This window comes from Pedobacter sp. (assembly GCF_031119335.1).
GTDB lineage: Bacteria > Bacteroidota > Bacteroidia > Sphingobacteriales > Sphingobacteriaceae > Pedobacter.
In genome coordinates this window covers 87,609-114,283 of sequence record NZ_JAVHXT010000010.1, presented here as the reverse complement: position 1 = coordinate 114,283, position 26,675 = coordinate 87,609, and the positions used below count along the sequence as shown (strand labels likewise).

Annotated in this window: 22 protein-coding genes; 3 read left to right on the top strand and 19 right to left on the bottom strand. The window is 37.6% G+C overall.

Going from position 1 to position 26,675, the window contains the following annotated elements; genetic code table 11:
- Positions 1–50: 50 nt before the first annotated feature.
- The 9 genes from REI64_RS12115 to REI64_RS12075 all read right to left on the bottom strand — a co-directional run bounded on the left by REI64_RS12115 (position 51) and on the right by REI64_RS12075 (position 13,382).
- Complete coding sequence (locus REI64_RS12115; RefSeq protein WP_308850389.1) at positions 51–965, bottom strand: endonuclease/exonuclease/phosphatase family protein; 915 nt, start codon at positions 963–965, stop codon at positions 51–53.
- 5 nt (positions 966–970) lie between these two features.
- Positions 971–2,614 carry an alkaline phosphatase PafA gene (pafA, locus tag REI64_RS12110; protein ID WP_308850388.1) on the bottom strand — a complete coding sequence of 548 codons (1,644 nt, stop codon included), beginning with the start codon at positions 2,612–2,614 and terminating at the stop codon, positions 971–973.
- Complete coding sequence (locus REI64_RS12105; RefSeq protein WP_308850387.1) at positions 2,614–3,555, bottom strand: glycerophosphodiester phosphodiesterase family protein; 942 nt, start codon at positions 3,553–3,555, stop codon at positions 2,614–2,616. The genes pafA and REI64_RS12105 overlap by 1 nt, the downstream gene beginning before the upstream one ends.
- A gap of 1 nt (position 3,556) precedes the next feature.
- Complete coding sequence (locus REI64_RS12100; RefSeq protein ID WP_308850386.1) at positions 3,557–4,474, bottom strand: endonuclease/exonuclease/phosphatase family protein; 918 nt, start codon at positions 4,472–4,474, stop codon at positions 3,557–3,559.
- Positions 4,475–4,477: 3 nt separating this feature from the next.
- Entirely contained in the window at positions 4,478–5,605 is a 1,128-nt protein-coding gene (locus tag REI64_RS12095) for a metallophosphoesterase (protein ID WP_308850385.1), read from the bottom strand.
- A gap of 56 nt (positions 5,606–5,661) precedes the next feature.
- Complete coding sequence (locus REI64_RS12090) at positions 5,662–6,903, bottom strand: DUF5689 domain-containing protein (protein ID WP_308850384.1); 1,242 nt, start codon at positions 6,901–6,903, stop codon at positions 5,662–5,664.
- 29 nt (positions 6,904–6,932) lie between these two features.
- Entirely contained in the window at positions 6,933–8,312 is a 1,380-nt protein-coding gene (locus REI64_RS12085; RefSeq protein ID WP_308850383.1) for a SusD/RagB family nutrient-binding outer membrane lipoprotein, read from the bottom strand.
- Positions 8,313–8,404: 92 nt separating this feature from the next.
- Positions 8,405–11,611 carry a SusC/RagA family TonB-linked outer membrane protein gene (locus REI64_RS12080; protein WP_308850382.1) on the bottom strand — a complete coding sequence of 1,069 codons (3,207 nt, stop codon included), beginning with the start codon at positions 11,609–11,611 and terminating at the stop codon, positions 8,405–8,407.
- A gap of 400 nt (positions 11,612–12,011) precedes the next feature.
- The gene (locus REI64_RS12075; RefSeq protein WP_308850381.1) at positions 12,012–13,382 is read right to left on the bottom strand and encodes a dipeptidase; all 1,371 of its coding nucleotides are present in this window, start codon (positions 13,380–13,382) and stop codon (positions 12,012–12,014) included.
- 134 nt (positions 13,383–13,516) lie between these two features.
- Between REI64_RS12075 and REI64_RS12070 the strand changes: the two genes are divergently transcribed.
- Positions 13,517–14,473 (top strand): zinc dependent phospholipase C family protein, encoded by a 957-nt coding sequence (locus tag REI64_RS12070; protein WP_308850380.1) that lies wholly within the window; start codon positions 13,517–13,519, stop codon positions 14,471–14,473.
- 154 nt (positions 14,474–14,627) lie between these two features.
- Here the strand turns inward: REI64_RS12070 and REI64_RS12065 are convergent, their stop codons facing one another.
- The 10 genes from REI64_RS12065 to REI64_RS12020 form a co-directional block, all read right to left on the bottom strand.
- Positions 14,628–15,311 carry a VTT domain-containing protein gene (locus REI64_RS12065; RefSeq protein ID WP_308850379.1) on the bottom strand — a complete coding sequence of 228 codons (684 nt, stop codon included), beginning with the start codon at positions 15,309–15,311 and terminating at the stop codon, positions 14,628–14,630.
- 211 nt (positions 15,312–15,522) lie between these two features.
- Positions 15,523–16,647, bottom strand: coding sequence for a DNA polymerase III subunit beta (gene dnaN, locus REI64_RS12060; RefSeq protein ID WP_308850378.1), 1,125 nt, complete (start codon positions 16,645–16,647; stop codon positions 15,523–15,525).
- 34 nt (positions 16,648–16,681) lie between these two features.
- Positions 16,682–18,391, bottom strand: coding sequence for a gliding motility-associated ABC transporter substrate-binding protein GldG (gene gldG, locus REI64_RS12055; protein ID WP_308850377.1), 1,710 nt, complete (start codon positions 18,389–18,391; stop codon positions 16,682–16,684).
- Entirely contained in the window at positions 18,385–19,113 is a 729-nt protein-coding gene (gldF, locus tag REI64_RS12050; protein WP_308850376.1) for a gliding motility-associated ABC transporter permease subunit GldF, read from the bottom strand. Before gldF ends, gldG begins: the two co-directional genes overlap by 7 nt.
- Before the next feature lie 93 nt (positions 19,114–19,206).
- Positions 19,207–19,860, bottom strand: a complete 654-nt coding sequence (locus tag REI64_RS12045) for a porin family protein (RefSeq protein WP_308850375.1) — start codon at positions 19,858–19,860, stop codon at positions 19,207–19,209.
- A gap of 82 nt (positions 19,861–19,942) precedes the next feature.
- Complete coding sequence (locus REI64_RS12040) at positions 19,943–20,464, bottom strand: outer membrane beta-barrel protein (RefSeq protein WP_308850374.1); 522 nt, start codon at positions 20,462–20,464, stop codon at positions 19,943–19,945.
- A 193-nt stretch (positions 20,465–20,657) separates the two neighbouring features.
- Positions 20,658–21,200 (bottom strand): hypothetical protein, encoded by a 543-nt coding sequence (locus tag REI64_RS12035; protein ID WP_308850373.1) that lies wholly within the window; start codon positions 21,198–21,200, stop codon positions 20,658–20,660.
- 67 nt (positions 21,201–21,267) lie between these two features.
- Positions 21,268–21,975, bottom strand: a complete 708-nt coding sequence (locus tag REI64_RS12030; protein WP_308850372.1) for an ATP-binding cassette domain-containing protein — start codon at positions 21,973–21,975, stop codon at positions 21,268–21,270.
- Entirely contained in the window at positions 21,976–22,896 is a 921-nt protein-coding gene (locus tag REI64_RS12025) for a glycerophosphodiester phosphodiesterase family protein (RefSeq protein WP_308850371.1), read from the bottom strand. It lies immediately after the preceding gene.
- 51 nt (positions 22,897–22,947) lie between these two features.
- Positions 22,948–24,000 (bottom strand): patatin-like phospholipase family protein, encoded by a 1,053-nt coding sequence (locus tag REI64_RS12020; protein WP_308850370.1) that lies wholly within the window; start codon positions 23,998–24,000, stop codon positions 22,948–22,950.
- A gap of 507 nt (positions 24,001–24,507) precedes the next feature.
- Here REI64_RS12020 and REI64_RS12015 point away from each other — a divergent pair.
- Positions 24,508–25,995, top strand: coding sequence for a glycine--tRNA ligase (locus REI64_RS12015; protein ID WP_308850369.1), 1,488 nt, complete (start codon positions 24,508–24,510; stop codon positions 25,993–25,995).
- A gap of 78 nt (positions 25,996–26,073) precedes the next feature.
- Positions 26,074–26,646 (top strand): hypothetical protein, encoded by a 573-nt coding sequence (locus REI64_RS12010; RefSeq protein ID WP_308850368.1) that lies wholly within the window; start codon positions 26,074–26,076, stop codon positions 26,644–26,646.
- Positions 26,647–26,675: the final 29 nt, after the last annotated feature.

The following is a 26,675-nucleotide window of genomic DNA, read 5'->3' as shown; positions in this document are numbered from 1 at the left end:
AAAGCCAGTTTTCAAAAATTGAAACTGGCTTTTTTAATCCCCAAAGCAATCTACAATTCAATATCCGAATACATAAAATAATGATCGCTGGGGTAGAACCCATTTTTGGCATCCTTAACCAGAACACAACTTTGCGCCTTTATATTTCCTTTGGTAAGGATATAATCAATTCTATTACCAATCTTACCATTTGCAGTTCTGTATTCATCCCCTAAAAAACCATGCCCGGTAGCGCCTGGATTTGCAGCCCCATTAATGGCGATATATTCATCAACAAATTTGGCATCAGTTATAATTTTTAATGCCGAGCTTGTTGGAGCAGAATTAAAATCGCCGGTCAAAATCTGAGGAAAATTTGCTTTGTATTGATTAGATTCTGCCACAATCATTTCCACCTGTTTGGTCTTGGCTATTTCGGTACTGTTTTTAGCTGTGGTAAGGTGAGTATTTGAAAACCTAAACAACTTTCCGGTAGTTAGATCTTTTAGCAAAGCATAGTTAACATGACGAGCCCTATAGGTACCCCAAGATTCGCTTCCCGCAATATGTGGCGTTTCCGAAAGCCAATATATGCCAACAGAAAGCAATTCGAACCTTGATTTTTTAATTAACAATGGATTTTTCGCAATACCTGCATATTCGGTAACTCCATCCATCTCGGGCCCATCGTAACCTAAAAAATAATAGTCCTTAAATTCGTTCCTTAAATCTATAGCCTGTTGATAAAACACCTCTTGCAGTCCCACAATATCTGGATTGTATTTTTTGATCACCTCAAAACAATAATCCTTGCGCTTTTTCCACCCCACTCCCTTTTCTTCATCTTCTTTTAAATCTACCCTAATGTTGGCGGTCATTACCCTAAATTTCCCGATTTCATCTCTGCTGGCTAAGGCTTCAATTGAAATTGTTGGTAATACAGTCAATATCGCTGCGCTTTTTAAAAAATTCCTTCTTCCGTTCATCTTGATTATTTCGCTAATAACTCTAAAATTGGCACACCTACATTTCCATTAGGCGCTTGAATTTTCAATAAATTGGATAGGGTAATGGCAATATCATTTTGGTGATATATTCGATTTGTTGCACCAGACTTAACGCCCCAGCCCATAAACAACAGCGGGATATGCGTATCGTATGGATTCCAAACGGCATGTGTTGATCCGCTTCTTTTGGCTGCATCTAAGTAACCTGCATTGGGAACTATTAAAATAGAACCCGTCCGCTTTCTATTGTTACCATTAACAACCATCGTTTTTAAAGGCTCTGGCACTGGCGAACTTCCTATTTGATCAACATCAATGGCGAAAAGCACACCTGCCTGTTGCTCCAAAAACCTAATCGAGGCCTGCTTCACTAGCGAAAAATCTAAACCTTCTACTCTATCCATCTTAAAATACACGCCATAATTAGCAGTACCCTCTATCAAGCCTTTAACTTTAAATTGCTTCTCCAAATATTCATTTAATGATTTCCTAAGTGGAGACATTAATAGCTGTCCATTTGGCATTTTATTCTCTTCGAGAAATTCTAATGAATGTGCCACACCATGATCTGCAGTTAAAAAAATCAGGTAGTTACCTTTGCCATATTTAGAATCTAGATATTTGAGAAAACTGGCAATTGTCTTATCCAACCTTAAATAAACATCTTCAATCTCAATAGCATTAGGTCCAAACTTATGCCCTACATAATCTGTAGAAGCCAAATTCACCGTAAGAAAATCTGTATCTGCACCCTCTCCTAACTGATAGCCTTCAATTGCTGCTTTGGCAAAACTTAATGTCAAATCGTTTCCAAATGGCGTAGCCCTAATTGCAGATTTGTCTACTTTATAGATTTCTGATAAAGGGTAAGGAAAGGTCGGCTTAGCATGCCCCTTGAACAATCCTTCCCATTTTACATCATCAGCAGAACTTTGCGTATAAGTTTTGATAGGATAAAGTGTTTTCCAATCTTGAGACATCAGTTTTGCGGGCTCATTTTTTTGGTTGAATTGATTAACCCAAGAAGGCAGTTCTTTCATATAATAAGTACTAGAAATAAACTTTGCCGAGTTATCATCATACCAAAAAGCAGCATTTGCCGAATGCCCCGAAGGTAAAATGGCAGCTCTATCTTTTAAGGAAACCCCAACCACCTTCGATCGGAAGTTGGTTGCCAACTTAAGTTCATCTGCCACCGTATTAACCAGCAAATTACGTGGCGACATTTGTCCTCCATCGCCATCATCGCCCGATTTCACATTATTTATACCTAAGGCCCGTACCGAAGTATCACCAACACAATATACTTTTTCTCCCGTATAGCGCTCTATCCAACTATTTCCGGTGATACCATGTATAGCGGGCACAGAACCAGTAAAAATGGTGGCATGCCCTACGGCTGTTTTAGATGGTGTATGATTGATATAGGTATTTTCCACAGAAAAACCTTCGCTCTGCAAACGTTTAAATCCATCTGAACCATACCTATCTTTAAATTTATATAGATAATCCCAACGCATTTGATCTACCACCAAACCAACAACTATCTTTGGCTTAACTCTCTCTTGTGCCCAAAGATGATTTGATAAAATGGTTAGCACTACTATTGAAAGAATGATTTTCTTCATTATGGTTTACTTGTTTTAAAAAACTTACTTTTCGTACTTTTTTCGGGCATAAATTGCTCGATAGCCCCATAGGCCTCCAAAGCTCTATCACTTAAAAGAATATCGGCGCCGTCTCTTATGGTTTTCCTATATAATTCTACCCTGGTATCTTTATTTTTTTCCCTTTCCATTACTTTTGCGGTATAGACAAAAATCATCATGCCTTTGCTGTGCAAAAGCTCGTAAAAGCTTTTCTTTTTGGGCTGGCCAACATAAGCCACCATATTTTCGTAAGGCACACCTGTATCTTCGTAAGCTTTCAACTTCTCCTCATTGCTCACAAAAATCTCGAACATCAAGTTTTTATCTTTTGCATAATAAAAAGCGGCTTCTTCTGGTTCGTAAGCAGAAATCAGCACACAGCTTTCTGCTTTATTTCTTTTGATAATCTCATAAAGCTGTCCTAAGGGCACGTCTTTTTTATCTATCATGATGATAGTTTTCCCCTTGGCCCATTGCAAAACTTCATCTAAGGTATGGATAGCATAATTGGTTAATTTACCCTTACTGTCTTTCAGCCTTAACTTCTTTATTTCCTCCCAAGTGTAATCAGACAGTTTTCCTTTACCATTTGTAGTTCTATCCAAAGTGGCATCGTGCAATACAACAGCAACACTATCTTTAGTCAACCTTGGATCTATCTCAAAAAAAGCAGGCATTTTATTAAGAATATATTCTAAGCCAGCGATGGAATTTTCTGGATAAAGTTCTTGCGCACCACCTCTATGTCCACATATCAAAGGAATTCTATCTGGTGTATATTGAAAAAATTCCTTTAAATTTTTAGTTGATTTAACTGATAAAGCATGCTGTTTTTTATCCTGTGCCAATACTTGAAATTGGTGCGAAAACATCCAAATAAGGATAAAAACCAAACGTCTACAATTTCTAACACTTAACATTTTAATTGATTTTGAATGTCGCTAAAACTGGATAATGATCTGAAACAACATGTGTAACAGAGTCTTGAACAATATCTGATTTTACTAGTTTTTGGGCTAATGGCTGGTTTACCCAAATATAATCTACCCGTCGCAAGATAGAGTTCTTTTTCAATTGACTTTTTACCGGCACACTGTTCTTAAACGACCTATGCAGATAGAAGTATGAATCGACAAATGACGCTGCCAACATTTTATCCGTAACAGAAAAATCGATAGCACCGTTATTTAAATTATTCCTGTAAATAGTTTTGTTTTTAACGATAGGCGTACCGCTTTTTGGCTCAAGACGTCCTTCTAGTCTTGACATAGATTTCAGCAAACTATTGTCATATTGCGTTGCATCAAATCTCGCCAAGGAATTAAAATCTCCACCCACCAATACCATCGCATTTGTTGGCAAAGATTTTATTTTTCCAATGATCAAATCCACATCGTGCTGCCTATCTTTTAACGTGAAAGGAGCTAAATGTGTTGCAACAAAATGCACTCCCCTTATTTTTGCATAAACATAGCCGTGCCACATATTCTCGTTTCTCATTTCAATTTCTTCGAATGGATATCTCGAAGTAATAGCGATAGGGTGCGTTACATCGTAGCCAGTTTCTTTACTCATAATTACCGAAAAACCATGACCATATTTCTTCGCAAACAATTCGAGTTCTGCTTTAGAAAAATTGATCATTTCTTGGTATAGCACAACATCTGCAGAGTGTTGTACTACCCAGTTGATGTATTTAGCTCTTGTCAAGCTATCATTATTAAAGCCGTGCAACGAATTATAACCTATCACAGTTAGGGTTTTACCATTTTGCCGTGCAACACCTTTTTGAAAGACAAATAAAAAACCAAAAGAAAGGAACAATATTACTTTTCTCATTACCTATTTATAAAGTGGAAGCGAGAAGTTGCTATCTTCATCATTTTCTTCCTGCACACCATCGCTATGCGGAATAAAAGTTCTAACACTTAAAATCTGCTTAGTTTGGTTAAACTTCATCAGCCTTAAAATACCATTGCCTCCATTTCTATCTTTCTCCGTATACTCTGGATTTCTCCTTCCCTGATAATCCGTTAATAAAACCTTTATTTTTCTTCCTTCGAACTCAACTTCTCTTAACGCTTCGCCACTAATATGTCCACAAAGCATCATAAATACGTTAGGTGAGTGTTTAAATTTCTCGATAATTCTTTGTCCTTGCTTAGTGAAATTGCCCGGTTTTGGTGCCTTTCCGGCTCCTGCAATAAAATTGCTTTTACTAGAAGTATCTGGCCTAAGTATATTATGGCTAACCACAATGGCCTTTCTATCGGCATGTTTCGATAATATATCGGCACCCCAATTGTGTACTTTTTCCTCTAAAGCAGCATCATAAAGTTCTTTCTTACCGGGATCATTATATATCAAGTAAAGCACAATAAATTTTTCGCCGTTTGCTGTGAACAGATCAAAATGGCTATCGCTAGATTCATTGTTTTCAAAAGAACCTCCATAATGCGGCTTACCTTCAAAGTGCTTGCGTCCAAAATATTTTGTATAGCCAATTTTTGTGCCGTTAGGATCGCCGTTTGGTCGTACATCATGGTTTCCTACTGCCACACCGTACGGAATACCATGTGGCAACCCCGGACGCGGCTGCTCTAACCTATACATTGCTTCTTTTGCTCTTTCCCATTCTTCGGGTGTTTTATCGCCATGATCGGTAATATCGCCTACGTGCACCACATAGGCTATTTTCTCTTTCTCTGCATTAGAAGTTATCCAATCAATCTGATTGTAGAACATATTCATATTACCACCATTTTTTATTGCGGTGTAATACTGGGTATCAGCCAAAACAGCAATCTGAAAATATCGATCATCGGCGGTTTGGGCTATCAGCGCCGCTTCTTTAGTAAAAAAACCAAAATGCCTAATACCTTGTGTAAGTACAAGCAATGATAAAAAAGTATAAAGAACAACTAATCTATTCTTTAAAACTCCCGACAAAAAATTAGGATATGTAATCATTTGAAATAAATTAAAAGGTATTTGGAAAGTTAACCAAATACCTTATGAAGAAAAAATTAATTTTGATATACGGCAACATCGTCCACAAATAATCTAGCATTTGCCGCATCTTTTGAAATTCTAAATCTCACAGGCCCTTTAATATCTAAAATATACTCTTTAAAATACTTCATATTTTGTACAGTCACCAGTAAGTTATCGCCAAGCGACTGCCAAGTATTCCCAGAATCTTGCGAATATTCTGCCCTTACGGTAATTGGCAAATTGGCATCGGTAGCCGATAGTGTAGCCGCACCATAATAGAAAGAGAATTTTGAAGCGCCATACGGCAAATTGAAATTCATTGCCAAAGCAGGTGCAGTGCTGTTCCTCATCATCACAGCCCAAGTACCATTTTTATTTACAATATTAGCAGAGCTGATAGAATACATATCTGGCATTAGCCATTCGCCTGATGGGAAAACATCTAAAGTGCCTGTATAAGCGCTTTTACGAGCAGGAGTGGTGGTATGTGTTTCCCATCCTTCTGGGAAATTAAGATACAATTGATCTGGTTTGTAAGGTTCCAAAGACTGTCCCACATAATCGTTTTCACTCCTTAACCAGAAACTCGGCTTTTTAGCTGCGTTAAATAACGCAATACCTGTGTAATCTCCTAGACCCGGCACTGGCTTGCTCGCAAAACTAGCGGTAGCCTCGGTGTGCATCAAAATTGTATTTGCCCAATCGCTAAGCGGTATTTCACCTACAAAAGTTTGCCCTACGGTCATATTTTCCACTACCGCCGATCTCAGCTGTACCAACGTACTTTCATAAATAGCCATACTATTCGTTATTGAAGTAAAAGTTGTAGCAGACGTGTGCACTTTTTGCGGGTTGCCACTCGATATTTTAGATACCGCACCTGCTGGCAATTTAGAAATCTGCAAAATGCCATTTACTCTTTCCAAAGTAGAACCATCTACTTTTACTACAATTGAATCTCCAGCGGTATATTGGCTTGCCTCTGCACCCAATGCTAAGGCAATTCCACGAAGCTGCTTACGACGATAACTCTGCATAATTACCAAGCCATTAGGCGCATTTCCATTTCCAGGATCGGAAATTACGATACCGCAAATACTTGTGGCCCCCATCATGTTATCGGTTTTTAGCACCAAAGGCGCTTCTTGATACATCGATTTAATATCGGCAACTGAAATTAATGGACTTGGCTTTCCGGTTATTTTTTCTTCTTTTTTACATGAGCCAGCGAGCATTACGCCTAGCATCATTAAAATTGATAATATCTTTTTCATCCGTATAAATTTGTTTTTTCATTATATGGCTAAGGTTTTTGCCACCACATTAGGGTTTTTAGATCATCGGGGCCTTGAGCCGAAACAGCATTGTTATAATTTGTTGCGTTAGCAGCCTGGATTGATATTGGATAAAAAAGTCTGGTTGGCATTATACCATCGTTTCTTAAGCCCGCACCTTTTGGCAAAACTGGATGACCCGTTCTACGGTATTCTACCCAAGCTTGCATATCTGTATAGAAGAGAGCCAAATACTTTTGCCAGTGTATTTTTTCCATCTTGGCTTCCAAAGTTGCACTTTCGTTCCATGCTACCATAGTGCCGTTTAGGTAATTACCTACAGACCTACCCCATAAGGTGATACGGGCCGTAGCACCTGCATCATAACAGGTTTTCGCATTTTTTGAAGTAACCCACCCTTTCGCGGCGGCTTCGGCTAAAATTAACTGTACTTCGGCATAATTGAGCATGTTACCCAATAATGGTTCTGTTCTTAAATAAACGATATTAGATTTTGCAGTAGGCGTTTCGCCGTAAGTATAACCACTTGGAATGCCTTCGTACAAGCCATTAAACTCCGTTATCCATCTACTAATACATGGATCCGCAGACAAATCTAGTTTATCTACAAAATAACTGCATGCTTTTGGATAACGCCAGTCAGAATCTTGCATATTGGCAAAGGGAGAATTAAATGGCGTTAGGCCTGTCCATCGTAAAATTGCAGACTCTTCATTGGTGTTGATGATTGGATAGTTTGCTGGATTTACATCTACTATTTCCTTAATCTTTGCCACAGCATTGGCAGCTACTTCGGCTTTGCCCGAAACCCTTAACAACAATCGCAGATATAAAGAGTTTCCAAATTTCCGCCATAAGCTTACGTTACCTTTATAAACCGGATCTGATACCGAACTCACATTCTTGGTTACGCCCTTTAAAATGTTATTTGCCTCTTCTAACTTGGCAAACATGTCTGCATAAATATCTTCTTGAAGATCGAACTTTGGGGCATAAATACCATCCCTTGCCCGGTTCGATTCGCTATAAGGTGTATCTCCGTAAGTATCTGTGATGATAGAATGTACCCAAGCTTGACAAATCAAAGATATGGCCATGTAAGCTTTGGTGTTGTTTTCATCTACCGTATTTTCTTGTGCAAATTTATAGACATCTTTAAAATTGGTTAACTGTGTATACCAACCATTCCAGGGAGCTTCGGCAATGTTACGCCTAATATCATACCTAAAGATACGATCGGTTTCTACTAAGGTATTTACCGTTACCTGCATTAATTCGTTGGTAATGGTTCTGCTCCTGTTCATATTGGAGCTTACAGTTTGCACTAAAGCCCTAGCCAATAAGTTTTCTGCCAACACCTTTTCCGAAGTATTTGGGTCTGTGTTCATAGCAGAAAAATCTTTGGTACAAGATGGGGCGAGTAAGCTTATACAAAACCCTATTCCTATTAAATATTTTATCGTTTTCATCATGATATCTCTTAAAAACCAACGATTAAATTAACTCCAAACGTCCTGGTAGATGGGAACTGCCCAATCTCAAATCCTCTATTGATTTCGGAGCCACTTAAGGTTCCAAATTCTGGATCAAATCCTGGCCAAGTAGAAAAAATGAACAAATCTCTGCCAAAAACACCTAAAGTGGCTCTTTGCAAGCCTAGTTTCTTCGCTGTTTTCGCATTAAGTGTGTAATCTAGCCTAGCCTCTCTCAGTTTGATAAAATCAGTAGAAAAAGTTGACCCTTCTATGTTACTGATACCGAAATGCGCATCGTAATAAGCAGACAAATCTTCTGCAACCACCGTATTAGGACTAAAACTACCATCTGGATTACGCATTACCCCATTTCCTACAATGCCGTTATATCTTCCTTGCAGGGTTGAAGTTGTTTTACCTTGAACCGCCATTTTACCTTGTGTTAAAGAGTAGGCAACTGCACCGTATTGCGCATCAAAAAGAAAGCCCATAGAGAAATTTTTGTACTTAAACTGGTTCTGTATAGCACCTTTCCATTGAGGCATCGTATTGCCTAGGTAAAGGAGATCGTCAGACAATACTGGCATTCCACTGTCGTAAACAATCTGACCATCTGGCGAGCGTAAATAACCACGGCCGTACAAATCGCCCATACTTCCCCCAACATTTGCGATAATGAAACCATTACTGCCAGGCCCGTTTTGAAGCGTGAAAGAATTAAGGTTATCTGCCAATTCAAGTATTTTGTTTTTGTTAGCAGAAAAGGTGACATTTACATTCCATGTTAAACCACTTTTTCTTTTAACCGGCGAACCCGTAAGCGCAATTTCAACCCCACTGTTTCTTACCCTACCTGCGTTAATCACCAGATTGCTAAAACCTGTTGACCTATCTAGCAATGAAGACAAAATTTGGTCTTTTGTTTCGGAACTATACACAGTAAAATCTAAGCCCAAGCGATTTTTAAAGAACTGTAGTTCTAAACCAGTTTCATAACTATACGTGTAAAGCGGTTTTAGGTTAGGATTATTAAGCGCAGAAGGATTATACAAACCACCAGAATAAGAAGGATCTGCCTCGAACGAAAAGGATGTTTTATACGGCGTTGTACCGCCACTACCAACACCAGAAACAGACGCCCTTAACTTAGCATAACTTATGTTTGATGGTAACTTAAATGCCTCAGAAAGGATAAAACTGGCATTAACCGAAGGATAGAGGATAGAAATATTATCGCGACTGGTTGGTGTTGCCAACAAGCTACTCCAATCGTTCCTAAAAGTAAAATCGAGGAACAGATAACTTTTATAACCAGCAGTAACCAAGCCATAAACACTATTGATACCGTAATTGGCACGATAAGGTTTGGTCCACAGCTGCCCCGCACTATTTGCGAAAGTGAAGATACCTGGAAAAAGTAATGAATCTGCCCTTACCTCATTTCTATTAAAATAGTTTCTTAAAATTGCTCCACCCAAAGATGCGGTAACATCTAGGTCTTTTTTAAATTTCTTTTTGTACTTAATCAAGAAGTCGCTATTAATTTCACGAGAAATGATATCCTGTGTGCGATACATTCCTTTTCTAAATTTCTCTGTGTCAAAGGGACGTTGTTGCGAACGCACATCATTTGCCATATCCATAGATGTTCTTACCATCAGGCTCAGATCTTTCGTCACATCGTACGTTGCGGCAATATTACCTGTTATCGAATTTCTGTTTTGTTTGTTCAACATCTCGTAAGAAATAAGATAAGGATTATCTGGTCCAGTAGTTAAAGGTGTGTTTTGGGTTATTCCCTCTTTGCCTGGCACCCAATAGTTACGCAACCAAGATATAGGTGCACTTGGTGCCCAGAAAATAAAACCATACATAATAGATTGGTTATTGTATCCGCCTGCTGGCAAATTATCTGAAGTTTTACTAGTATAATTCAGCTTTGATGTTATTTGTAAGCCTTTAGATGGCTTAGAGTTGATAGACATCGCCACTGTATTTCTGTCATAACCTGTATTTGGAATAATCCAGCTGTTGGCAACGTTAGTATAGGAAAAACGAGCTGTTGTTTTATCGGTACCGCCATCTATAGAAACACTATTTGTAAATGTTTTAGCTGTTTCAAAGAAATTGTTAAAGCCTTCATCCTTATAAGGCCTCCAAAGTGTTCTTGTTGCTCCTTGCGCATTGGTTACTGGATCATACTGATAAAAATACTGTCCGTTAAACTTCGGGCCAAAGGCATTCGTTGTCCTATTTGTTGCCGGGCCATCTTCAGACACGCCATAAGAAAAATGATTTGCGCCGTCTACCCCCTGACCATATTCATACTGAAGGGAAGGCATCCTGTTAATTGCGGCAAAGCTCGTGTTGCTATTAAGACTAATACCGATCCCCTTTTGCTTACTTTTACCAGATTTAGTAGTGATAATGATTGCTCCATTTGCCCCACGAGAGCCATATAAAGCCGCAGCACCAGGTCCTTTCAAAACTGTTACGTTCTCTATATCATCCGGATTGATGTCTTCTAAACTACTGCCGTAGCCAACTACCGTCTCGTCCAAATAAGCTCCAGAACCCCCACTCATTCTACCGCTACCACCATTGATGATTACCCCGTCGACCACAATAAGCGCATCGTTATTGCCCGTCAGATTGCTTTCGCCACGCAATATAATAGAAGTGGACCCCGTTGGTCCGCTATTAGAACGAATAAGGTTTAAACCAGCTACTTTCCCAGAAAGCGCATCCGTCCAGTTATTGGAAAGAGCTTCTGTAAGCTGCTCGTTACCAATAGTAGTTACCGCATACCCCAACGCTTTTTGACTACGTTCAATATTCAGGGCTGTAACCACAACCTCGTTTAGTACACTTCTATCCTCTACCAAAGAAAAGTTCACTTTGGTGTCGGCTCCTGCTTTAACTACTACATTATCTTTCTTTTGTTTCAAAAATGAAAGAAATGAAATTTCTAGCGTATAAGTTCCTGCTGGCAATTGCATTTTATAATTACCCGAAACATCTGTGGATACTACCCTATTGAGCTGAACCACTTTTACACTGGCGCCAGTAAGCACTCCGCCAGTTTCATCAGAAATTTTCCCAGATATCGATCCGTTTTGCTGCGCAAAGGCACCCGCACACATCACCAGCCACAAAAAAGCTACAACAACAGTTTTGAATCCCGAAAAACTTATGAAATACTTTTTCTGCATAACGATAAGTTTGGTTTATACTTTGGTTTAAAGAGTTGTGCTATTTAGAACAACCTTTATCAAAGTAAATTAATTTAACATTAAAAAACAAAATAAAATTTAAAAAAAACATTTTGAAAGTTTTTAAACAAAAATTTTTTGCTCTATTTGTTTAGCCCAACATGATAGTACACCCACGAAAGCAGGTTTAAAAAGTCATAAAATAAGAAACAAGGAAAATTTGTTGAGTTCATGATTATTGAATTTGTAATTAACTGCAACAAACCTACCGAAACAGCATAAAGTAAATATTAACAAATCATTAAAATTTACTTTAAAAAACTTAAATAAAGTTAAAAAAAATAAAAAAGCCTTTCGATTTTAAATCAAAAGGCTTTAAGAAACAAATAAGTAAATATTGTTATTTATTTAGTTCGGCAAAATATTTATGGAACAAGGGTAAGGTTTCTATGCCTTTGTAATAATTATAAACATCGTATTTCTCGTTTGGAGAATGTAGCGCATCGCTATCTAATCCAAAACCAAATAATACAGACTTAATACCCAAAACATTTTCGAATAAAGCTACGATTGGAATACTGCCACCACCACGTGTAGGAATTGGCTTTTTACCAAAGCTGTCTTCAATAGCTTTTTCTGCAGCACGGTATGCAACACTATCTGTTGGAGTAACTACCGGCTCACCTCCATGATGTGGAGTTACCGTTACTTTTACGCCTTTTGGTGCAATTTTCTCAAAGTGTTTGGCAAAAATCTCGCTGATTTCATCAGAATTTTGATGAGGTACCAAACGCATAGAAATTTTAGCGTTTGCTTTGCTTGGCAACACGGTTTTAGCACCTTCGCCAATATAGCCGCTCCAAATACCGTTCACTTCTAAAGTTGGTCTTGTTCCGGTACGCTCTAAAGTTGAATATCCTTTTTCGCCCCACTCAGCATCAATTTCTAAATCTTTTTTGTACTCTTCCAAATCGAATGGCGCAGAATTTAAAGCTTGTTTTTCTGCATCGCTTAATTCTTGCACTTTATCGTAAAACTCAGGAATGGTGATATGGTTATTTTCGTCGTGTAATGAAGCAATCATTTTACAAAGAATTGTTGCTGGATTAGCTACTGCGCCTCCATAAACGCCAGAATGCAAATCTCTGTTCGGACCTACCACTTCTACTTCCATATATGCCAAACCTCTCAAACCAGTTTCAATAGATGGATTTTCCATACTGATCATCGAAGTATCAGAAATCAAAACCACATCCGCTTTTAAACGCTCGGTATTAGCTTTTACGAAAATGCCAAGGTTTGCTGAACCAACTTCTTCCTCACCTTCTATCATGAACTTTACGTTACAAGCCAAAGTGTTGGTTTGCATCATTAATTCGAAAGCTTTTACGTGCATGTAAAACTGACCTTTATCGTCGCAAGCACCGCGAGCATAAATTTTACCATCGCGTAGTGTTGGTTCGAAAGGTGGAGTTTTCCAAAGTTCTAATGGATCCGGCGGTTGCACATCATAGTGCCCATAAATTAATACCGTTGGCAAGCTTGGATCTACAATTTTTTCACCATATACTATTGGATAACCAGCTGTTTCGCAAATTTCTACTTTATCGGCACCAGCCTCTTTCAATTTCTGGGCAACAAAATCGGCAGTTTTTAACACATCGCCTTTATATTTTGGATCTGCACTTACCGAAGGAAAACGTAATAACTCGAAAAGCTCGTCTAAAAAACGTTGCTTGTTATCTTCTACATATTTCTTTATTTCTTGCATAAGATTTATATTTTGAACAAATATAGACATTTTGAATAGAGCTTCCGACTAATCAAAGTCATAAAAAAGTTGTGATACTTACCCTTATAGACAAGCGATTTTCTTATTTTTACCATCATACAAATTGTAGAGCAATGAAGAAACTATCCCTTTGCCTTTTATTAATTAGTGCTGTTGTGCTGCTATCTTCTTGGGGGTTTTATGCTCACAAAAGAATTAACCAGCTCGCTATATTCACATTGCCTGAAGGCATGATTGGCTTCTACAAAAACAACCATAAATACATTACCGAACATGCGGTTGATCCAGACAAACGACGTTACGCAGATACCGCAGAGGCACCTCGTCACTTTATTGATGTAGAAAATTATGAAAGCCACATAGACAGTATTCCCGAAAAATGGAATGATGCAGTAAACAAATACGGTGCAAAACATTTAGCCAAAGAGGGCATTGTACCTTGGCAAATACAACGTACCTACAACAACCTGGTAAGGGCTTTTAAAGAACGTGACTCTTCAAAAATATTAAGATATTCTGCCGATCTTGGACATTACATTGGAGATGCACACGTACCCTTACATACCACACGCAACTATAATGGTCAGTTAACCAACCAAGTGGGTATTCATGGATTTTGGGAATCGAGAGTACCTGAGTTATTTGCAAAAAACTACAATTTATTGGTTGGCAAAGCTAATTATATAGAAGACCCGTTAAAGGAAGCTTGGAAAATTGTAAAAAATGCACATACTATGGTAGATACCGTGCTGAGCTTTGAGAAGAAATTGAGCGAAACTTTCCCCGCCGACCAAAAATATGACTTCTCTATACGTGGAAAAAACGTGATGAAACAGTATTCTGTAGCATATTCTAAAGCTTATTCTGATATGATGAATGGCATGGTAGAAAGGCAGATGAAATCATCGATTATTAAGGTAGGCTCTTATTGGTATTCTGCCTGGGTTGACGCGGGGCAACCCGACTTACGAAACATGATAAGAATTGAAGCTACCATAGAAGATAAACAACAAGCTGAAAAGATTGATAAAAAGTATCAGGAAGGGAAGATTATTGGCAGGGAATATTAAGCTGGGTTAATTGGTTAACTGTTTAAAACGGTCAATTGTAATTTCGCTAGTCGGGGTTATTTTATGAACTCGCTTTGCTCTGTTTGCAATCCGGAGCAGCGGAGGTAAGACTTCAAATTAAAAAGGCTTACTAAACAGTAAGCCTTCTTCTTTATTATTCAGGATTAATCTCTTCTTCTATTTGTTTATCAATAGGTTTCTTTTTAAATAGCGATTTAAGCGCTGCAATAATTACAGGAGCAAATGTACCTACAGCGATTATTACAATAATTACTTCAAAATTCTTTTCTACAAATGGAATTTTACCTAATAGGTAACCAGCGAAAGACAAGCTGAAAATCCAAGCAATACCACCTATAATGTTATATAAGGTAAACTTCCCAAATTCCATTCTTGCAGCACCAGCAACAAATGGCGCAATAGTCCTAAAAATTGGCAAGAACCTTGAAAATACAATAGCTACAGCACCGTGTTTCTCGAAATATTCATGAGATTGGTGGTAATATTTAAGCTTCAAAATTTTATTTTCTTCCTTAAACACTTTGATGCCGAAGTATTTTCCAAGCCTGTAATTTAAGGTATTGCCTAAAATCGCGGCAGCAGTTAAAATAAAACATAGAAACCAGATATCTAATCCAGTATTTCCGGCAGCTACAATTGCACCCATGGCAAACAGCATCGAATCTCCTGGTAAAAATGGTGTCACTACAAATCCCGTTTCGGCAAAAATAATGATGAATAGAATTAGATAGGTCCAAGTTCTGTATTCATAAATGATTGCACTTAGCGTATCTTTTGTATCGGTAAGTAAGCTTATAAATAAATCTAGTATTTCCAATGTATTTAAATTTTGCGCTAAAATAAGCAATATGCGTATTAGTTGGATTTTTAAATTGCTAAATTGTTGTATTGTTTATGTAAATATTTATTAAAGCAGCATTAGAAATATATTGTCTGCATGTGTTTTTATAAATCAACAACAACCTAAAAAAAAGTCCGAGTGTCTAGCTCGGACTTTCATATATTTTAAAGTATGTTTTAATTTTCTACTAGTAGCTGTTATTCAACATCACAGGCATTACTAACATCAACACATCTTCGTTTTCATCGTTAGTTTGAGGAATTAACAACCCTGCTCTGTTTGGTGTAGATAACTCTAAAGTTACTTCTTCGCCACTTAAGTTATTTAACATTTCGATCAAGAAACGAGCATTGAAACCAATCTCTAAATCTTCACCATCATATTGGCAGCTTAAACGTTCATGAGCTTCGTTAGCGAAATCTAAATCTTCTGAAGAGATGTGCAACTCGCTACCGTTAATTTTTAAACGCACCTGATGTGTAGTTTTGTTGGCAAAAATTACTACCCTACGTAATGTATTCAAAAACAAAGCTCTATCAATTACCAACTTATTTGGATTGTTTGCAGGAATTACTGCTTCATAATCTGGATAACGCTCATCAATTAAACGACAGATCAGGTTGATGTTTTCGAACTTGAAAAATGCACTTGTAGCATTATAATCTACAGAAACATTTACGTCGTTATTTGGTAAAGCAGCCTTTAATAAAGTCAATGCTTTTTTAGGCAAAATAAATGAAGATGCTTTATCAGCCTTGCTATCGTTTCTTCTGTAACGAACCAATTTATGGGCATCCGTAGCTACAAAGGTGATGTTTTGAGGAGATAACTGACAAAAAACTCCGGTCATTGCTGGTCGCAATTCATCATTACTTACTGCAAAAATTGTTTTAGTGATAGCTTCGCCCAAAACAGATGCCGGAAGATTTACAGATGAGGCATTATCTACAACAGGAATTTTTGGAAAATCCTCGCCGTTTTCGCCGCTCAATTTATATTTACCATCACCAGCACTAATCTCAATAGCGAAACTATTATCATCCACGTTAAATGAAATAGGCTGATCTGGAAGGGTTTTTAAAGTATCTAATAAAATTCTAGACGGTACAGCTACCTTACCTTCTTCTTTAGATTCAACTGCCAAAGAAGTAGTCATGCTCGTTTGCAAATCTGTAGCAGAAATGGTCAAATTTCCTTCTTTAATTTCAAACAGGAAATTCTCCAAAATTGGCAATACCGTGCTGCTACTCGAAGCACCATTAACCGTTTGTAAATGCTTTAATAATGTCGATGTGGATACTATAAATCTCATAGTTTGTTATATATGGAATCAAAAGTATGAAATTTTACTTTGCATACTTATGTTTACGATAATAATGTTGAAAAATTGCGAAACATATTAACAACAAAATAGGTAAAACTGTGTTTACAAGCTGCCATTTTGTTTTTTCGGTGCGTACTAAAGTTTTATCTAGTGATCTTACGGTAACTTCTTTATTTCGCAGGGCGATGAGGTTATCGGTACTAGTAAAGTAATCTGCAATATTCAAAAGCAAAGCCTTGTTGCCAAAATTCTGTTGTGTGTACCTGTCAAAACCGAGTGGAAAAGGCGAACCATCGCCAGCTACCTGGTTTCGGAAAATATCCCCATCGCCCAAAACGATCATCTTTGCTGGTTTACTCTGTGCGGGCAAATCAAACTTTTCTTTTATCGCCTCTGGCACCGGTCTATTTAAAAACACCGATTTAAAACTTCCTTCTAACAACACCCCTACATTTCTTGGCTGATTGGTAAATTCTTTTTCGGTTGGTTGTTCTTCAACCATTTGTAGGTTAAACATTTTCGGCGAAGTGTAAACCTTGTTGTATGACGATGTTCGAAGAATAATTCGCTTATTTACATTTCTACTGCCAATGGTATCTACCGTGCTTGCAAATTCGCTTTTAATGTTATCCAAGTTTTTAACAACGCTGTTAGATGTATCTGGCAATAAAATTGGATAATAAAGCCATGGTGCCAGTTGGATATCCCCTTTGGGACCGCCAGACATTGCCACAGGAATTTCGGCGCAATTTACATCGGCAATGATATCGTAATTAACACGGGCACCGTACTCAAACAACATATCGTCCAAGTTGAGGGAATTATTAGCAGCCATGAAAGATCTTCCGCTACGCAAGCTATCCAAATCCATACGCACCTGATCGATAGACCAAACCACATGCCCTCCTTTCATCACAAAGTAGTTGATTTTGTACTTTTGAGCCTCCGTAAAAGGTTTCGAAGGCTTGGCAATCACCAACATTTTCAAACTATCCAGCCCTTCTTTTGTCATCGAATCTAGGTTAACCCTACCCACCACATAACTATCAGACAAAGTGCTCATGGCATCATATAACTGTAAGTCGTTAGGTTCTCCGTTGCCCTCGGTAAAACCTATTCTTGGGTTATAACCAGTAATTACTTTTTTTAAGGATGATGTAAACACATACTCTAAATTCTTGATGGAGTTATTAATGCTTTCATCATAATTAGATGCTTCTCCACCCAAATTTTGAAGCAATTTCACTGGCATCCGTTTCCCGTTACTTTCAATTAAAGCCATTGGAAAAACCAACTTTTCAGAAAAACCAGCATCAGTTTTGATGTTGATGTTTGTAGGTTTAATGCCCATTTCATACAACTGCTGAATAACTGTATCTTGTTCGTTAATTGTTAGTCCAGAAATTGGATCTACAAATACGACCTTAAATTTCCCATTAGCATAAGCCTTATAGTCTAATAGCAAATCTTTAGTAGCATTGCGCAAACGCTTAAAAGCTGCAGGCATATCGCCATCTAAAAAAATGGTTATTTCTACATCGTGCTTATTTTGCTTTAACGTTTCTTTAGTTTTTTCGGTTAAGGTAAACCGTTTTTCTTTAGTAAAATCTATCCTAGTGTAGGCAAGCTGCGTCACTACATTTAGTACAATCAAAGTCACAACAAGCAGCAGAAACTTAAATTTCCTGTTCTTTAGTCTTTGGTCTTTAGTCTTTAGTCTTTCCCCTACCATTTCCTACCTCCTATTGCCAATTTGGTTAACCCTAAAAAGAAAGCCACAAAAGTGATGAAATATACAGCATCTCTCGTATCTAAAACGCCCCTACTAATAGACTGGTAATGTTCGGCTATGCCAAAATTCACCAACACGCTAGAAATACTTTCAAAAGCACTAATTCTACTTATCGAATCGAAACCGCTATACATAAAAAAACAAAGAAAAACAGCTATTGCAAAGGCAATAATTTGATTTTTAGTAACGGACGAAGCAAAAATACCAATCGAGGTGAATGCGTTGCCAAGTAAAAACAAACCAATGTACGAGCCTATGACTGCTCCTGTATCTATATTCCCTTTGGGCAGGCCCAACTGCGAAATGCTATAATAATAAACCAAGGTTGGCAACAGAGAAAAAAGCACTAATACCATACAAGCTAGATACTTTGCCAATATAATCTGTAAATCGGTTAGCGGCCGCGTGGCCAGCAAAACATAAGTACCTTCTTTTCTTTCCTCGGCAAAAGAACGCATAGCGATGGCCGAAATAAGGAACATGAATAGATAAGGGACTAGGCTGAAGAAACCGTCCATTTCTGCATATCCGTATTCTAAAATTGAGGTATCTGGGAAGAACCAAAACATTAAACCGCAGGCCAATAAGAATATACCGATGGTAATGTAGGCCATTGATGAACTAAGGAAACTGAATAACTCTCTCTTAAATACTGCTAGCATGCGATGTGATAGGATTGCCGAAGTTATACAATATCTGTTAAAACAAAAAAGCCCCGACAAAATTGTCGAGGCTTTTAATTAACTTATTTTTTCTTAGAAATTGAAGCCTAAGCCTACTGAGAAAACTTTATTTTTGGTATTTCCTTCGTTACTGTTTTCTGTATTGCTTAAACCTAAACCATAGCCTGCATGTATATTTAGTCCATTGCTTAGTTTATAACCTCCTAAAAAGTTTAGTCCAAACTCCATTCTTTTCAGCTGGCCATCCTCAGAACCAAATTCAGCATCAATTTTTTCATCGCCAGCTTTGATATTAGCAGATAAAGCATAAGCTGCATATGGACCCGCACCTATAAAAACCTTTCCAGTTCCAGCATTAAAATTTGCTAAAAGATTTAGAGGAAGTTCTAAATACGAATAATTAAATGTAATAGCGTCAGCACCATTCAAATCTTCTGGATCAGCACCCATTTGTTCTGCCATTTCGCGGATATCAAATTTGCCTCCCTTGCCAACATAGGTCAAACCTGGCTGAAACGAGAAAATTGGTGAAATGTTGATATCTGCAATACCACCTACATAAAACGATGTTTTAGAAGAAGTATTTAATGAAATTCCCATTGTTGAAGCGGTGATTTTTGGAAAGGTCACACCTGCTTTAACTCCGAAAGAAACAGGTTTGTCTTGAGCGTTTACAGCTGTAGTTAAACCAGCCGCCAACGTTAATAATAGAAGGATTCTTTTCATTTTGTTTTTTTGATTGTTAATATTAAATGGTTATTTAATTTGAAAGTTCACTGAGGTAGTGAACTTTCAAATTTTATTTAGATTATAAACCGAAGTTTAAAGCTGCTCTTAGACCGATGAACGAAGATGTTCCGTTCTTAGACCAACCTTCGTAACGAGCACCAAAATCGATAGCCATTTTATCTGCTACTGGGAACTCTACACCTAAACTTGGTGCATATAAGAAAGCAGTACCACCATTAGTTTCTGTTGAGATAGCCGCACCTAATTGACCTTGAGCATAAAAATTTTCTGCTAAGAAATATCTTACGCCAGCTTTCAACGGAACAAAGCCAGTACTAACTGTAACACCAGCAAATTCTTTTGAAGTGAAACTTAAATATCCAGCCTCACCTACGAAATTTAATTTATTTGCAATTGGCGCTTGGAAATTCAATGAACCTCCAACTCCAAAATTCCAAACATCCCCAAAATCTCCCATTGGGAAAGCGAAATCTGCACCAACACCGAGTTTAGAGCCACCCATTGCAGGATCTTTTGTTTGTGCGTTAGCAGCTAAGCCTAAACCAGCTACAAGAGCTAATGATAATAGTAATTTTTTCATCGTTTTTGATTTTTGTTTTAATTGTGATGAAGCTATCCGATCATATCGGAATGGTTTCATTTTAAGTAATTTAAATTTGTGTATTAATAAAACTGCTCCAATAGACACAACAATATTGCCAATCGTTACACTTACACATCAAAAATATTACAAACAAATGTAAATCAGCATATTATTTTAACAAACACACAATCTATAACCCAAAAACATAACCTAATCTTAATCCAATAAAACTGAAACTTGTAGTTTTTAAAGTAGATGTTGCACCGTAACTTGTATTAGTCCAAGCTTCGTATCTCAACCCAAATTCTAATTTATTTTCCGAACTTCCTGTTTTAAAATAGGTACCAAATCCCGGCGACCAAACAAAAGAAGTTTTAGATGAACTTCCCATCCTAAAAGCCGTGCCCGCTTGCCCTTCTATATAAAAGTCTGGGGAAGGATAATGCTTTAAACCTAACTTTACCGGTACGCCTTGTATGTTAGCTATTTTGGTACCGAAAACTCGTTTAGTGAGAAAAATATTATATCCTCCATTAGCCGTAATAGCATATCTCTCTGCAATACCTATTTCAGCTTTTACGCTTCCGCCAAAACCAATCCCAGTCATGCTCGACGCATTGCCAGTGGGCACATTAATCTCTGGCGATAAAGTAATTTTCAATTGTTGAGATTGAGCTTTAACAACTGATGAAAGCGTGATAAAAAGTAGTACAGCAAATTTTCTATAATTCATAACGGTATATTGATAATCCTTTAAATCTCAAAGAATTCCTCACTAATAATGGGGATTATAAAATTGACTAAAGGGTTAGTTTCTTGAAAATATCTTCTAAAGATGATTGAGCATGCTTCTCTTTCAAATCATTTATTGAAGAATTTGCAACCAAAACACCTTTATTGATGATAATTACATCATCGCAAAGCGCTTCTACCTCTTGCATAATGTGAGTAGAAATAATTACAGTTTTATCTTTGCCCAAGTTTTTAATTAGCGCCCTAATATCGGATAGCTGATTTGGATCCAATCCCGATGTTGGCTCATCTAAAATTAGCACTTGCGGCTGGTGGATAATGGCTTGTGCCAAACCTACTCTTTGCTTGTAACCTTTAGAAAGCATTCCTATTTTCTTGTGCTGTTCTTGGGTTAAACCTACCAATTTTATTACTTCTTCTACTCTTTGCTTAACGTTTTTTAATCCATAAGTTTCTGCAACAAAGCCCAGAAATTCGCGGACATACATATCCATATATAAAGGTGTATTCTCTGGCAGGTAGCCTATCAATCTTTTCACTTCCAACGGTTCCAATTGAATATCTTTCCCGACAATTTCTGCTTGGCCAGAGGTAGGCTGCAAATAACCAGTCAGCATTTTCATGGTGGTAGATTTACCAGCACCATTTGGCCCTAGAAAACCTAAAATACGTCCAGGTTTTGCTTCGAAACTAATTTCGTTTACTGCTTTTTGTTCGCCATAATGTTTGGCCAGATTTTTTACGATTACGCTCACTTATTTAAGGCTTAGGTTTTTAAACTTCAATTGTTTTTGATTGCGATAAACATCCAGCTGCTGTCCTGCTAAAGCAACTTCATCAGTAGAAAGCACATCTGCTCCATTGCCAATTAAATCACTGTAAATGGTTTTGTTACGATTTGCCTTTGCACTTCTATCTAAGTTGCCCATGGTGCCCAAAATAGTGCTTATGCCTTTGTTATGCAAATATTCGTAAAGGCTTTTGCTAGGTTCGGCAACACCAACAAATGCAATAATTTTATCGTTAGGCACCCCCATTTTGTTCAAACGCTCCAAATCTTCTGGACTTTTAATGGTTGCAGAAATCATTAAATCTGGAGCTAACTCATGCACCTTTGCCGCTTGATTAGCATTATAGGTAATGATGATGGAGTTAGCTTCCGACTTTGTTTTACGTACCGCAGCAATAATTTTTTCGTAAGGCACACCTCTTTTAATGTCGATGGTGAAAAGCACTTTATTTTTGCCCCAACGCAACACTTCTTCTAAAGTTGGAATTTTGAACTTGGTTAACTTACCGTCGTCGTCTTTTAAGGTAAGTTTTTTCAATTCTTTATAAGTGTATGACGACACCAAGCCTGAACCAGTGGTTGTTCTATCCAGTTTATCGTCATGCATAATGACTAATGCAGAATCTTTACTTAACGCCACGTCAAACTCGATAATTACGGGTTGATAATTGGTCGCATTTTCGAAAGTTTCAATAGCATTTTCTGGAAAGCCTGGCATTGGCCCGCCACGGTGTGCACTTAGTAATGGATATGGCTTCGTTTTTCTGTTTAAAAAAGCTTGAAACTCTTTCGCAGTTTTAAAACTGATATAGTGGTGTTGCTTTGGGGCGATGCAGGCAATACCCAATAAAGCAATTGCAAGAACTAGAAATTGTATTTTTCTCAAGTTGTTAAATTTGATATGCAAAGGTAGTTTTTGTTTTACCAGCTAAGAAATTTAAGACCTCTTTAGGAAATTCCAAACAGATTCATCTTTTTCCTCTTTTTTGTCTTCGATAAGCCCAGCCACAATTTGATCTAGCAGATCTTCATTTTCACTCACTAATTTATCGCCAAGCGATACAATTTTTTGAATATTGGAAGTAGAAGCTGCATCCATAGATGAATCGATAGACGAAAGATTGCTTGGCTCTATTCTAATGTAGTTATTGATTTTCTTCACAGAATGGAACAACTGTTTAAGGAAGTAATTGGTACTTTCTGCCGAACTGCTGCTCATGATATCTACCAAAGCCGGACCGATAGAAATTGCTCTTTTCTTCTTAAAATCTTCGTAATTGTAAGATATTTTAGAAAGGCCTGTACCTAACGAGAGTATCCAAATGTCATCTATTTTATAAGTGTTATGGCTTTTTATTACTTCTAGCAAAGCTGATAGCGATGGGTTATGAGCAAACACGCCTCCATCTACTAAAGGATAGCGGGTTTTTGCCAGAGAGAAAACTTCTGCAACAGAGAAATAAGTTGGTGCGGCAGATGTTGCACGACAAACATCTCTGATATAAAAATCTCTAGAATCGCCGTGAGATATTGCCTTTTGCTGGCGGAACAAATGATTTTTACGTAACTCTATATCGTAGGCAGTGATAATGCAGGGCTTTAACAGCTCACTTAATTTCTTCTCACCAAAGTAACCATATAACACCTTTTCCAGAATGGTGGCATCGTAAAGTTCGCTTAACAGGCCAAATCTGCTAAGGAAACGTCGCCATGGTTTTGCAGAAAAAATTTCTTCCCCATGTTCTAAGTAGATATCTAATGCTTGTTTGGCGGTATATTTTGGCTTAAGAGGATCTTTATCGCTTGGGCACAAAAGTATAGATAACAATATGCCGCCTGTGCTAGTGCCCGCAAAGAAATCGAAATAATCTATGAGGTGGGCATCTGGATTTTTAGTTGCTCGCTGAATTTTTTCTTCCAAAGCTACTAACATCATTCCTGGTATGATCCCGCGAATGCCACCGCCATCTATGGAAAGTATTCTTTTCATTGTCTGTACTCGTTTCGTAAACAACCGAAAGTAGTAAAAAATTAGGTTTATTCCTTTTTTAACCTTACAAGACATTTAAAGTTCATATTAGTTTTAGTCTGCCTTTGCGGTGCTTTGCGAAAACTTCAAAAACTTTGCGGTTATTGTAATTTTGACCATGTAAGGCATTTAAGTTCATATTAGTTTTTTGTGCCTTTGCGGTGCTTTGCGAAAACTTCAAAAACTTTGCGTATATTTTTTCACCACCTAAGACACCTAAGTTCATATTAGTTGAACATCCGTTTTAACCAATGTACAGGAGAGTTTCGAAAAGAACGCGAAGTTTGAAATGTTGTCATTTGTTAAATAAACCTGATAGAAATGAAAAGCACGCAAGCGAGTGTAGCGAGTGCGGACTTGTAATGAACAGCAGGGCTTTCGGAACAAATTAGCACTAAAATTGCTTTTCAAAAACCTTAGGTTTTACGCCTTTAAACCCTCTACCTTTTTTATTATCTTTGGCGCACTATGGCTCAGAAAAATAACGACGAACTTTTTAAAAATGTAATATCACATGCAAAGGAATATGGTTTTGTGTTCCAAAGCAGCGAAATATATGATGGCTTAAGTGCGGTTTACGACTACGGACAATTGGGTGCGGAGTTGAAAAACAACATCAAAACTTATTGGTGGAAAGCAATGGTGCAAATGCACGAAAACATTGTGGGCATTGATTCTGCTATTTTTATGCATCCAAAAATCTGGAAGGCTAGTGGTCACGTTGATGGTTTTAACGACCCGATGATTGACAACAAGGATTCGAAAAAACGTTACCGTGCCGACCAATTATTGGAAGATAGAATTGCCAAATACGAGAAAGATGGCAAAACCGAAAAAGCTGCAAAATTGCAAACTGACATGGACGATGCTTTAAAAGCTGAGGATTTACCTCGTTTAAAAGCGTTAATTGAAGAGCATGAAATTGCTTGCCCGGTAAGTGGCACCAAGAACTGGACTGATGTACGTCAGTTTAACTTGATGTTTGACACGCAGTTTGGCGCAATGGCAGACGGCAGTGAGAAGGTCTACTTACGCCCAGAAACTGCGCAAGGTATTTTCGTAAATTTCTTGAACGTGCAAAAAACAGGCAGAATGAAAATTCCTTTCGGTATTGCACAAATTGGTAAAGCTTTTAGAAACGAGGTAATTGCCCGTCAGTTCATTATGCGTATGCGTGAGTTCGAGCAAATGGAAATGCAATTCTTTGTTCGTCCAGGTGAAGACAAAAAATGGTTTGAGTACTGGAAAGAAGCTCGTTTGAAATGGCACAAAGCTTTGGGTACGCCTGCAGAGAAATATCGTTACCACGACCACGTGAAACTAGCGCACTATGCTAATGCAGCTACAGATATTGAGTTCGAATTCCCATTTGGCTTTAAAGAAGTAGAAGGTATTCACAGTAGAACTGATTTCGATTTATCGCAACACCAAGAGTTTAGCGGTAAGAAAATGCAGTATTTTGATGCTGAATTGGATGAGAACGGAAAGCCTTACGGCAACTATGTTCCTTATGTAATTGAAACATCAATTGGTTTAGATAGAATGTTCTTGTTAACGATGATTAACGCATTGGAAGAGGAAGATTTAAGCACGCCTGAAAGACAGGACAGCAGAACTTTATTGCGTTTGCACCCTGCACTAGCCCCAATTAAAGCGGCTATTTTCCCTTTAACTAAAAAGGATGGTTTGCCGGAAAAAGCTCGTGAAGTGATGGATGCTTTGAAGTTTGACTTTAATTGTATTTACGAAGAGAAAGATGCGATTGGTAAACGTTATCGTAGACAAGATGCCGTTGGTACGCCTTTCTGTATCACGGTAGATCACCAAACTTTGGAAGATAATACGGTTACCATTCGTCATAGAGATACGATGGAGCAACAACGTATTGAAATTAAAGATTTGCACTGGACGATTGAAAGCAAGGTAAGCTGGAGAAGTTTGTTAAGTAATTCATAAATGTTTAATCCCGATCTAAAAAATCGGGATTTTTTATGGAAAATGCTTTTTTCTACATCCTAAAATAAATTATGATAAATGAAGAGGCTTACGTTTACAATCATCTTGTTGTTGTTCAGTTTAGGTTTTGTAAAGGCGCAAGAGGCAAAGTTAGATACCGTATTAAGAACTAAGACAAAACCCAAGGTTAAAGTCATATACGACATCCAAAGCGCTTCTCTTCTACCTCATCAAAATAACGATGTACTTACATGGAATTTCAATTCAAAAACTAAGGTTAAAACCGTAAATCCAATTTTCATCAATTACAACAATGTTGATGATTTGAACATCGATAAAGCTACCAGAAGCCTTCTCTTTAAATACAAGATAGAAAAGCCAGAAATAGTTAATCTATATGAGTTGGCTAGCAAATACTGCAAGTTAAGTGAAAAAGATATTTTATTCAGTGTAGATGATGAGTGGCAAAAACAACCTGATAGTACCTTTATTAGTATTGATGCCATTAAACATGTAAGAGTGGTAGACAGCAAGAACTATCCTTATCTATCTGAAAAGAAAGACGGTTTTGTAGTGATGGCTATTAAAACTGTAAATCCTCCAAAGAAAGAGGAAGCTGAGGATGGAAAGCCAAAGATTTATATTCGTTAAAGAACTTTCTCAGCTAAAGTTGTAAGATT

Bases quoted from the DNA above. Each gene is read 5' to 3' on its own strand.
- REI64_RS12020 (WP_308850370.1), bottom strand. From the start codon at position 24,000: ATGAAAAGAATACTTTCCATAGATGGCGGTGGCATTCGCGGGATCATA.
- gldG (WP_308850377.1), bottom strand. From the start codon at position 18,391: ATGGTAGGGGAAAGACTAAAGACTAAAGACCAAAGACTAAAGAACAGG.
- REI64_RS12090 (WP_308850384.1), bottom strand. From the start codon at position 6,903: ATGAAAAAGATATTATCAATTTTAATGATGCTAGGCGTAATGCTCGCT.
- REI64_RS12035 (WP_308850373.1), bottom strand. From the start codon at position 21,200: ATGAATTATAGAAAATTTGCTGTACTACTTTTTATCACGCTTTCATCA.
- pafA (WP_308850388.1), bottom strand. From the start codon at position 2,614: ATGAAGAAAATCATTCTTTCAATAGTAGTGCTAACCATTTTATCAAAT.
- REI64_RS12040 (WP_308850374.1), bottom strand. From the start codon at position 20,464: ATGAAAAAATTACTATTATCATTAGCTCTTGTAGCTGGTTTAGGCTTA.
- REI64_RS12085 (WP_308850383.1), bottom strand. From the start codon at position 8,312: ATGAACACAGACCCAAATACTTCGGAAAAGGTGTTGGCAGAAAACTTA.
- REI64_RS12105 (WP_308850387.1), bottom strand. From the start codon at position 3,555: ATGTTAAGTGTTAGAAATTGTAGACGTTTGGTTTTTATCCTTATTTGG.
- dnaN (WP_308850378.1), bottom strand. From the start codon at position 16,647: ATGAGATTTATAGTATCCACATCGACATTATTAAAGCATTTACAAACG.
- REI64_RS12115 (WP_308850389.1), bottom strand. From the start codon at position 965: ATGAACGGAAGAAGGAATTTTTTAAAAAGCGCAGCGATATTGACTGTA.
- REI64_RS12010 (WP_308850368.1), top strand. From the start codon at position 26,074: ATGAAGAGGCTTACGTTTACAATCATCTTGTTGTTGTTCAGTTTAGGT.
- REI64_RS12075 (WP_308850381.1), bottom strand. From the start codon at position 13,382: ATGCAAGAAATAAAGAAATATGTAGAAGATAACAAGCAACGTTTTTTA.
- gldF (WP_308850376.1), bottom strand. From the start codon at position 19,113: ATGCTAGCAGTATTTAAGAGAGAGTTATTCAGTTTCCTTAGTTCATCA.
- REI64_RS12070 (WP_308850380.1), top strand. From the start codon at position 13,517: ATGAAGAAACTATCCCTTTGCCTTTTATTAATTAGTGCTGTTGTGCTG.
- REI64_RS12080 (WP_308850382.1), bottom strand. From the start codon at position 11,611: ATGCAGAAAAAGTATTTCATAAGTTTTTCGGGATTCAAAACTGTTGTT.
- REI64_RS12045 (WP_308850375.1), bottom strand. From the start codon at position 19,860: ATGAAAAGAATCCTTCTATTATTAACGTTGGCGGCTGGTTTAACTACA.
- REI64_RS12015 (WP_308850369.1), top strand. From the start codon at position 24,508: ATGGCTCAGAAAAATAACGACGAACTTTTTAAAAATGTAATATCACAT.
- REI64_RS12095 (WP_308850385.1), bottom strand. From the start codon at position 5,605: ATGATTACATATCCTAATTTTTTGTCGGGAGTTTTAAAGAATAGATTA.
- REI64_RS12100 (WP_308850386.1), bottom strand. From the start codon at position 4,474: ATGAGAAAAGTAATATTGTTCCTTTCTTTTGGTTTTTTATTTGTCTTT.